The organism is Streptomyces sp. NPDC057543 (assembly GCF_042801895.1).
Taxonomy (GTDB): Bacteria; Actinomycetota; Actinomycetes; order Streptomycetales; family Streptomycetaceae; genus Streptomyces.
Genome location: NZ_JBHVFF010000251.1, coordinates 5,343 through 13,246, shown reverse-complemented (window position 1 = coordinate 13,246; position 7,904 = coordinate 5,343). Strand labels below are relative to the sequence as shown.

The window sequence follows — 7,904 nt, the reverse complement described above, 5'->3', positions numbered from 1 at the left end:
TTCTCGGCCTCGGGCCCGTTGCGCGGGTCCTCGTGGCGGGCGATGTCCTGCTCGTGGGACTGGCGGAACAGCGGGCCCATGTCCTCAGCGACCGCGACCGCGCTCATGACGGCGCCGAAGATGTCGTTGAAGCCGTCCGCGACGTCCTTCTCCAGCGGGAACTCCGAATCGGCCCGCTCGGCCAGGACCCGCATTACGTTCGCCACGCTCGTGAGCGCGGCCGGGAGCCCCTCGACCATGGCCAGGATCTCCATGGCGTTCTCGGGGTCGTACTGCCCCGCCGCGGATTCCATCTCCGCGGCGTACTCCTCGAACCGGAAGCCAGACACGTTCTCTCCCTCACTCGCACTGGTGGTGGGTGCTGCCGGCGTCGGCCCCTCGGGGCGTTTCGCCGTGTCGCTGATCTGGTCGGCGTTGTCGGCGGCTTCGGTGTCGGCGGCGGCTTCGTCGTCCTGCCGGGCGGCGCGGATGGCGTCGTCCCGGTCCTGGCGCTGTTCCTCGGCGGTGCGGGTCATCCGGGCGTACAGGCGACGCCCGGGGTACTGGAGCCAGGCCCAACCGAGCTTCCGGCCAAGCGGCGTGGTGACCATGCCGACCAAGCCGAGAGCTCCGGCGAGCAACGCGGCGAACAGGCGGCGCCCCTGGAACCGGGCCGCGGACCGCCACAGCGCCTTGCGTGCCTTCTTCCGGGCCGGCGCCTTGCGCACGTCATCGCGCTGGGCGGCGACCTTCCCGGCGGTCCGCTGGTCGCGGGCCCTCCGGTTGCGGTCGACCACCGCACCCTTGGCGGCACCGACCCGGCCCGCGGCCTTGCTCACGGACCGGCCGATCGGCCCGGTACGGGCCATGGACGCCGAACGGGCCGCGCTCTTTGCACCCCGGCGCGCATCCGCCAGGGACCGCCGCGCACCGGCCGTCTCAGACCGGCGTGCCGACCGGGACGGGGCCGACTGCCGGGATTTCTCCCGCAGCGCCTTGACCTGTCCCGCACGACTTTGCGACTTGCCCGGGGCCCCGGCGGACGCCTGCTTAGACGGGGTCTGCCGGGTGATGCCTGGGCTGTTCTTCAGTCGGCCCGACTTGCCGGTGCCGAGCGAGGAACCGGCCGTGCCGCGGCCCGCCTTCCCTCGGCTGCGACCTGCGGTCTTACTGGTGCTGGCGTTCCCGTTACGAGCTTGGCCCGGCATCCGACCGGCGCCGCCGTGACGGGCGGTCCGGCCAGTCGACCCAGCACCGGCCGCAGAGCGCGACGTTCGGCCCGTGGCCTTGCGGGACTTCTTCTTGTCACGGTGCTTGCGGGTCGCGGCAGCCGTGCCGAGGACGACCGCGCCGGTGGCAGCGACCGCGAGGGCGGCCGGACCTCCGACGAGCGCGGCGGCGGCGAGCAGGGACGTGGTGGCGTTGGTGCCGGTCACCGCGAGCGGGACGACCGGCCAACCGCCCGGCGTGTGCTCCACCCCAGTGGCCTCTGCGGGCTTCTGCTCGGGGGCCGGGGGCGGGCTGGTGTCCGGGGCGACCTCGGAGGCCGCTACCGGAGTGATGGTGGTGTCCGTCATGCTGAGTGCGCTCCTTCACGGAGTTGGGGGCCCGGCGCGATCTGTGGTGGAGAGGGCCGGGCCCTGCTGGCTTTCAGGCGGCGCACTGTTCTTCGGGGAAGGCGCAGGCCACGCACACGCCGAGCGAGCGCGGGAGGCAGTACCCGGCATCCCGCCCGCAGTTGGGGCAGGTACGGCGGGCGGTCATGGCCTTGGCGAGCGCCGCGGCCCGGCCCGGTGTCATCGGCCGGACCGGCTTGGCGCGGTCGATGCGGTAGAGGTACGCGATCAGCGGGCCCCGGTGGCGCCGGGGCCGTTCGAGCTGCGCGGCGACGTCCTGACCACCCGGCCGCAGCCCAAGGGCACGGAGCTGGCGGTAGGTGGCATAGCCGTCCGGGGCCAGGCGCCACCGGTAGACCGGAAGGGTGCTCACGGCGTCGCGCCTTCGAGCGCCCGGCCATCGGCGATGTCGCTCACCGGGCACCTCCGAGGGGGAGCGGCTGTACCCGCCACAGGACCTCGGAGGCCGGGGGCAAGGCGGCACCCGGGGTGTGTGCGGTCCATCCGGAGCGGGGCGCGCCCTCGGCCTCGGCCGCGGACTCCGCCGCCTGAGGGGTGGCGTGCACGCTGTGCAGCTCCCCCTGGTGGAAGAGGACGTAGACGCGGTCGGCCCGAGCGCTCTGCTTCCGGGTGATGCGCAGCAGCGTCCGCAGGGCTTGCCGGTCCTCGGTGTCGAGCAGGGACTGGGCGCGCAGGGTCTCCAGCTCACCTTTAAGCCGGGCGGCGTTGGCGGTGGTGCGGGCGAGTGTGGCGCGTAGTTCCTCCAGGGCGATCTCTGCTCGGATCGCGGAGTCGGTGGCGGTCTCGCCTTCCTTCCGGTGCTGCTCGGACTGGGCGCGGGCGGCGGTGGTTGCCGTCTCCGCCTCGGCGAGGCCGGCACGCAGGACGTGCAGGGTGCGGGTGCGAACGACGGCGATCATGCGGAAGCTCCCTCAAGGGCGGTGGTCTTGGGGTCGCGCAGTTCCTGGTAGCGGGCTGAGACCCAGCCGGTCGACCAGCCGCACAGCTCAGATGCGGCCCGCACGGCGAGCCCGGACTCGAACGCGGCGGTCACGATCTGCCGGGCCCGGTCCTCGGGCAGGCGCTCGTCAGCAGGGCCGGCAGAGAGCAGAGCCCGGCGTTCCGCGGCTTCCTGTTCATGGCGTTCACGCTCGCGGGTCTGCTGTTCACGCTCGCGTTCACGGCGTTCACGCTCGGCCTGATCGCGTTCACGGGCCTCACGCTCAGCCCGCTCCCGCGCCCGATGTTCGGTGGCTTCCTGTTCACGGCGTTCACGCTCGCGGGTCTGCTGTTCACGCTCGCGTTCACGGCGTTCACGCTCGGCCTGATCGCGTTCACGGGCCTCACGCTCAGCCCGCTCCCGCGCCTGGGCACGGTCCTGTTCCTCACGTCGAGCCCGCTCGTCGTGCTCACGCTGTTCACGCGCCAAACCGGCTTCGTGCTCGCGCTGTTCACGGGCCAACGTGGCCTTGTGCTCGCGTTCCTCGCGGGCGCGGCGGTCAGCCGCTTCGCGCCGGTCGGCGGCGGCCTGTTCGCGGGCTTCCTTCTCGGCCTGCTGCCGGGCGTGCAGGTCCGTCAGTGCGGCGGCGATGGCCCGCCGGTAGGCGAGTCCGGTCTCTGCCGTGACGATCAGCAGCAGCGGTGCGACCGAGTGCACGGCCACGCCGACCAGGTCCTTTTGCAGGGCGGAGTCGGCCGCGTTCAGGGCGAGGGTCATGCAGCCGGTCATCCACCGCAGGACGATGGGCCACCACCCGCCGTGCCCGCCGAGGCGGGCCATCGTGGCGTCCAGGCGGACCACGATGACGACCGCGGCGTCGACGACCAGAGGCAGGATCGGGGCCGTCCACCGCCACGCGTCGGGCGTGTGACGGGCCGCGAGCGGGGTAACGGTCAGGATCGAATACAGCATTGCCCCGGCCACGATCAGCCACGTGCCGACCGACAGGGCCCGGTCCGCTGAACGGATCTGAGCACTGTTCACGGCTGACCCCCGTCCCGTGAACGCACGCGGAACGAAGCCAGCAGCCGGACCGGCGACGCGTCGTCGCCGTGCGCCTCGCTGTACTCCGTCCACTCCCACTCGGCGTCGTCCGTGAACACGAAGCCGAGCGCGGTGAGCGCCCGTGAACGCTCGGCCACCGTCGGCACGGGGACCGCCGGGCCGAAGTCGTGCTCAGGCCACTGGGAGACCGGGACGCCCAGCAGCGCGACGTACAGGCGCCACCGGCCGCCGCGGTTGGAGATCTGCGTGGTGTGCTCCATCACGCGGCCACCGCCGAACCGGCAGTGCAGCCCTTCATCGGGCGCCGGACCGTGCGGCGCGGGCGCCGGCCGTCGGGCCGTCGCGTCTTCAGCGGCAGGGTCCGCAGCAGCGACTCGGCGTAGGCCGCGGCCTCCGGGTCGCTCTCCCGCAGGTCGGCGAGGACCTCGCGGGCGACGTCCAGCCGCGCCGCCCGCTCCATCGCGGACTCCGTGGCCGAACCAGTGAACAGCTCCAAGTCGATACCCAGAGCCAGCTCAATGAACTCGGTCGCGGTAACAGGCTCGCGACCAGCAACGATGGTCTTCATGGGTCGTTTTCTCCTCGCGGTGAAACGGCCTGGAAAGCGGCCCCGGTGGTAGGACACTGGGGCCGCGCGCCGTTGTGTGGGTGAAGCAGGAAGGACGTTCTCCGGCTCCCCTCCGCCCCGCCCGTACGGCACCCGATGGGTCCGGACGGGCGGGGGAGGCAACCGGCCCCGCGATAGCCGCGGGAATCACGGTCCAAACGGGCGGCCAGCACTGCGCGGCCTCTGACGCCAAGGGCGTTGCTTCCCGCGTCGGTCCAGCGCGGGCAGCGCCTCGGTACATCGCCTGATCATTGGGTTCCTCTCGGCCGGCCTCATCGGGATGTCGCACTGCAAGGGGGATCTCGTCCCCACACTCCGGCCGTTGCTCGCGGTCACCGGGCCACCTCGCCAGTACGGGCCGAAACCCTGCTCAACCTGGCCTTTAGCGGGATTGCAGCGTCCCCGCCCTCTACTCAAGAGCGCCCCAATAGGGCCCTCCTGTCGCTCCGCCTCACCGGCGAACCGATGCGGTACCTGTATTACAGGTCCTACATCATAGTCCGTCAAGCTGAACGGTGGGACTTCTTGCATTCGCGCCGGAACTACCTGGCGCATCATCAGCATCGGCGCAGGCCAGGGGCGTTGGTTACCCCATGCGTGGACAGCTCGGATCCATCTGGTTACCTTCAAGAGGTCCCTAGACGTCCCACCGGGGGTTGCGATGTCCAACGAACGCTTGCGGTCGGCGCTCCTCGCGCAGGGCATGACCGTGCAGGATCTTGCCGATTCGATCGAGGTCAACCCGAAGACGGTCGAACGCTGGATCACCCAGGGCAAGGTGCCGTACCGGCGCCATCAGTACGCCACGGCGTCACTGCTCAACGTGGACGTGACGACCCTGTGGGACGACTCCCGCGCAGTCGACACGGCAACTGACCTGAGTAAAGCGGAGATCGTCACCATCTATCCGCACCGCCACATGGTGCCCAACAGCTTGTGGCGCGAGATCTACGAACGGGCGGAAGCGCGCCTTGATGTTCTCGTCTACTCCGGTCTATGGCTGTCGGAAGATCCCCTGTTCCATGACCTCCTGAAAAGGAAGGTGAAGGGGACAACCCAGGTGCGAATCCTGCTGGGAGATCCTGCCTGCGCTGCGGTGCACCAGCGAGGCATAGACGAAGGCCACCGCATCATGGACGGCAAGATCCGCAACGCACTGATGAACTACCGCCCACTCTTCACGAGTCACCCCGACATCGACTTTCGCCTGCACGACGGGACTCTCTACAACTCGCTCTTCCGGTCCGACGACGAGATGCTCGTGAACACCCATGTGTACGGAATCGGGGCGTATATGGCGCCTGTCCTGCATCTGCGACGACTCCCCGGTGGCGGGCTCTTCGACACCTACGCGAATAGCATCGAACAGGCCTGGGGCAGCGCACGCCCGGTCGAGGATCACGACATCACGGGAGCCTGAGCATGGGACGCATCGACTACCTTCACGACCCCGAAGCCCCGCCGGCCAACTCGGTAGTGCCCTCCGTCGTGGCGTTCGTGCAGAACGACTCAGGTGAGGTCCTGCTGATCCAACGATCCGACAACGGGCGTTGGGCACTGCCTGGCGGCGGCCATGACGTGGGTGAGTCCATCAGCGACACCGTTGCACGCGAGGTGTGGGAAGAGACCGGGATCAGGGCCGAAGTCGTCGATATGTCGGGGATCTACACCGACCCCGGGCACGTGATGCTGTACGACGACGGCGAGGCCCGGCAGCAGTTCAGTATCTGCTTCCGCGCTCGCCCGGTCGGCGGCGATCTCCGCACGAGCAACGAAACGACACAGGTCCGCTGGGTCTCCCCGGCAGACCTGCTGGAATTCGACATCCACCCCACCATGCGGCTCAGGATCGAGCACGCAATGGACCGGACGCGGACCGCGCCTTACGTCGGCTGACGTTTGGCGGCGGCGAGCCGCTCGACGACACGTGCGGTACTGGCGAGGATCTCCGGTTCGGCCCGGCGGATGAATGTGCCGATCAGACTGTCCGATCCATAGCGCCCTGCGATCTCGTTCACCCGGTCCAAGGGGTTCGTCGGGGTGCCGTCCGGCGTCGTATTCATGTCGCAGTAACAGAGCGCATCAGCGAGGTGGGGATGCTGCCGAGGGAACTCTCCCTCCAGCTCTTCGCGCAGCCCGCGCGCCTCTGCTTCCATCCACGCACAGGAGTGGTGCGCTACCAGGCACACGACCCGCTCGTCTGCGCGGGCAACGTCCCGGAGGTACCGCGCACCGTCCAGTGGGTGAAAGCCGGTCTTGGCCAGGTCCGGCGCGTAACCGATGTCGTGCAGCACCGCGGCTGCCTCCATCAGATCCGCATCCGAACCCAGGATCGGGGCAATCGTACGGGCTCTCTCTGCCACACCCCGCGAATGCGCCCACCTGCGAGGCAGGGGCTCGGAGAGCAGTGACTCGGCGAGGGGATAAGCCCACTCAGTCAGTCCCGTGGTGCTCAAGGTTTGGAACTCTCCTCTCGGTTCGGCAGGGACAGCACGGTTCGCTGCTTCCCTTGCCTCCCTTCCGACAGCAGCCCAGCGGCTTGCAGCTTGTCGAGTGCCTTACTCACTGTCGGCCGCGAGACGTCAAAGCGCGCGCACAGGGCTGACGCACTCGGGAAGGCTGCCCCCACGGCAAGCCCGTCATCCGTGATCACCTCAGCGAGGCGTTCGGCCAACGGCCGGCGGTCGACGGACTGCCCACGCCGAACTACCCGCCAGCGCCCGCCGGGCACCGATTCCGCGACCCCGTCCTTCTGGAGAACACCGAAGACTCGGAGCGCGACGCCACGAGATACCCCGTGCTCGCGCATCAAGTCCGCAGCCGACGGCAGCTCAGTCATCTCGTCGTCTGCGTCGATCTGCGCCCTGACAACATCAGCGATCTTCAGGAAGGTTCCCCGAGGGCTGGCCTGCTGCGACACGCGTTCTCCCCCTCTTGGCCGTAGTTGCCTTAAGCCTGCCATGTGCCTCCTATGGCATGGATGCCCCCGGACCAGAGACTGAGACCAGGCGTGACAGCACGGTAAGAGTTCCCTACTTCATCAAGGCGGCTCGCTCCGCTCCAGCCCGACCGACGTCCGTGCCGCGCTCAGAGCAGTCAGCCACCTGACGTCAGAGATGGGGTACATTGCGGCTGGGTTCCTGCCCAAGCACGCGATCCCGCCCTCAACCACCAGATTCCGCACTTCTCTACGGCCCCTTAGCTGCCGCGTTCGAGCGTGACTGTTCTCCCTTTTCCGTTGCGCCCGCCGCGTCATAGGCTCTAGCTGAGCGCAGCCAGGTGTCCCTGACTATCGTGGAAGCGGCGCCAGCTGCATCAAGGCTGGTCGCCAGTTCACCAAAAGCCTCTCCAGCACTCGTGAGGTCCCCCAGGCTCTCCAGCATTTCCGCCGCACCCCCGCCAGCGGCCACGGCTTCGCCGTAGCGGCGGAGTCCTCGGAAAATAGACCCGACGTTGCTCAAGGCGGTGGCTTGGCCGTGGGTGTCGCCGGTCTGCTCGTGGAGGGTGCGGGCGGTGGTGTGGGCGGCGAGGGCTTCGTCGTAACGATGAAGCTGCCGCAGGGTGTCACCGGTGTTGCCCCAGGCGATGGCTAGGCCGCCGGTGTTACCGGTCTGCTCGTAGAGGGCGCGAGCGGTGGAATGGGCGGCGAGGGCTTCGTCGTAACGATGAAGCTGCCGCAGGGTGTCACCGGTGTTGC

The 7,904-nt window shown here is 69.2% G+C and carries 11 protein-coding genes; 2 read left to right on the top strand and 9 right to left on the bottom strand.

The features are described from left to right. The 6 genes from ACFU8Q_RS31600 to ACFU8Q_RS31575 form a co-directional block, all read right to left on the bottom strand. The coding region (locus tag ACFU8Q_RS31600) for a hypothetical protein (protein WP_384460493.1) at positions 1-1,556 on the bottom strand (1,556 nt) is incomplete at its 3' end. 73 nt (positions 1,557-1,629) lie between these two features. Continuing rightward, positions 1,630-1,968: an RRQRL motif-containing zinc-binding protein gene (locus ACFU8Q_RS31595; protein ID WP_384460490.1), complete on the bottom strand. Its 339-nt coding sequence runs from the start codon at positions 1,966-1,968 to the stop codon at positions 1,630-1,632. Positions 1,969-2,008: 40 nt separating this feature from the next. Next, positions 2,009-2,515 carry a hypothetical protein gene (locus ACFU8Q_RS31590; protein WP_384460487.1) on the bottom strand — a complete coding sequence of 169 codons (507 nt, stop codon included), beginning with the start codon at positions 2,513-2,515 and terminating at the stop codon, positions 2,009-2,011. Further along, positions 2,512-3,579, bottom strand: a complete 1,068-nt coding sequence (locus tag ACFU8Q_RS31585; RefSeq protein ID WP_384460484.1) for a DUF2637 domain-containing protein — start codon at positions 3,577-3,579, stop codon at positions 2,512-2,514. The genes ACFU8Q_RS31590 and ACFU8Q_RS31585 overlap by 4 nt, the downstream gene beginning before the upstream one ends. Then, positions 3,576-3,860 (bottom strand): DUF6303 family protein, encoded by a 285-nt coding sequence (locus ACFU8Q_RS31580; RefSeq protein WP_384460481.1) that lies wholly within the window; start codon positions 3,858-3,860, stop codon positions 3,576-3,578. The genes ACFU8Q_RS31585 and ACFU8Q_RS31580 overlap by 4 nt, the downstream gene beginning before the upstream one ends. Beyond that, positions 3,860-4,168 carry a hypothetical protein gene (locus tag ACFU8Q_RS31575; RefSeq protein ID WP_384460478.1) on the bottom strand — a complete coding sequence of 103 codons (309 nt, stop codon included), beginning with the start codon at positions 4,166-4,168 and terminating at the stop codon, positions 3,860-3,862. The genes ACFU8Q_RS31580 and ACFU8Q_RS31575 overlap by 1 nt, the downstream gene beginning before the upstream one ends. Before the next feature lie 700 nt (positions 4,169-4,868). Between ACFU8Q_RS31575 and ACFU8Q_RS31570 the strand changes: the two genes are divergently transcribed. After that, complete coding sequence (locus ACFU8Q_RS31570) at positions 4,869-5,627, top strand: XRE family transcriptional regulator (protein WP_384460475.1); 759 nt, start codon at positions 4,869-4,871, stop codon at positions 5,625-5,627. A 2-nt stretch (positions 5,628-5,629) separates the two neighbouring features. Continuing rightward, positions 5,630-6,103 (top strand): NUDIX domain-containing protein, encoded by a 474-nt coding sequence (locus tag ACFU8Q_RS31565; RefSeq protein WP_384460472.1) that lies wholly within the window; start codon positions 5,630-5,632, stop codon positions 6,101-6,103. Here the strand turns inward: ACFU8Q_RS31565 and ACFU8Q_RS31560 are convergent. The 3 genes from ACFU8Q_RS31560 to ACFU8Q_RS31550 form a co-directional block, all read right to left on the bottom strand. Beyond that, positions 6,091-6,663 carry an HD domain-containing protein gene (locus tag ACFU8Q_RS31560; RefSeq protein ID WP_384460469.1) on the bottom strand — a complete coding sequence of 191 codons (573 nt, stop codon included), beginning with the start codon at positions 6,661-6,663 and terminating at the stop codon, positions 6,091-6,093. The two genes, ACFU8Q_RS31565 and ACFU8Q_RS31560, sit on opposite strands and share 13 nt — an antisense overlap. Then, positions 6,660-7,127: a GntR family transcriptional regulator gene (locus ACFU8Q_RS31555; protein ID WP_384460466.1), complete on the bottom strand. Its 468-nt coding sequence runs from the start codon at positions 7,125-7,127 to the stop codon at positions 6,660-6,662. The genes ACFU8Q_RS31560 and ACFU8Q_RS31555 overlap by 4 nt, the downstream gene beginning before the upstream one ends. Positions 7,128-7,395: 268 nt before the next feature. Next, on the bottom strand, positions 7,396-7,904 hold a 509-nt coding region (locus ACFU8Q_RS31550; RefSeq protein WP_384460462.1), incomplete at its 5' end, for a tetratricopeptide repeat protein.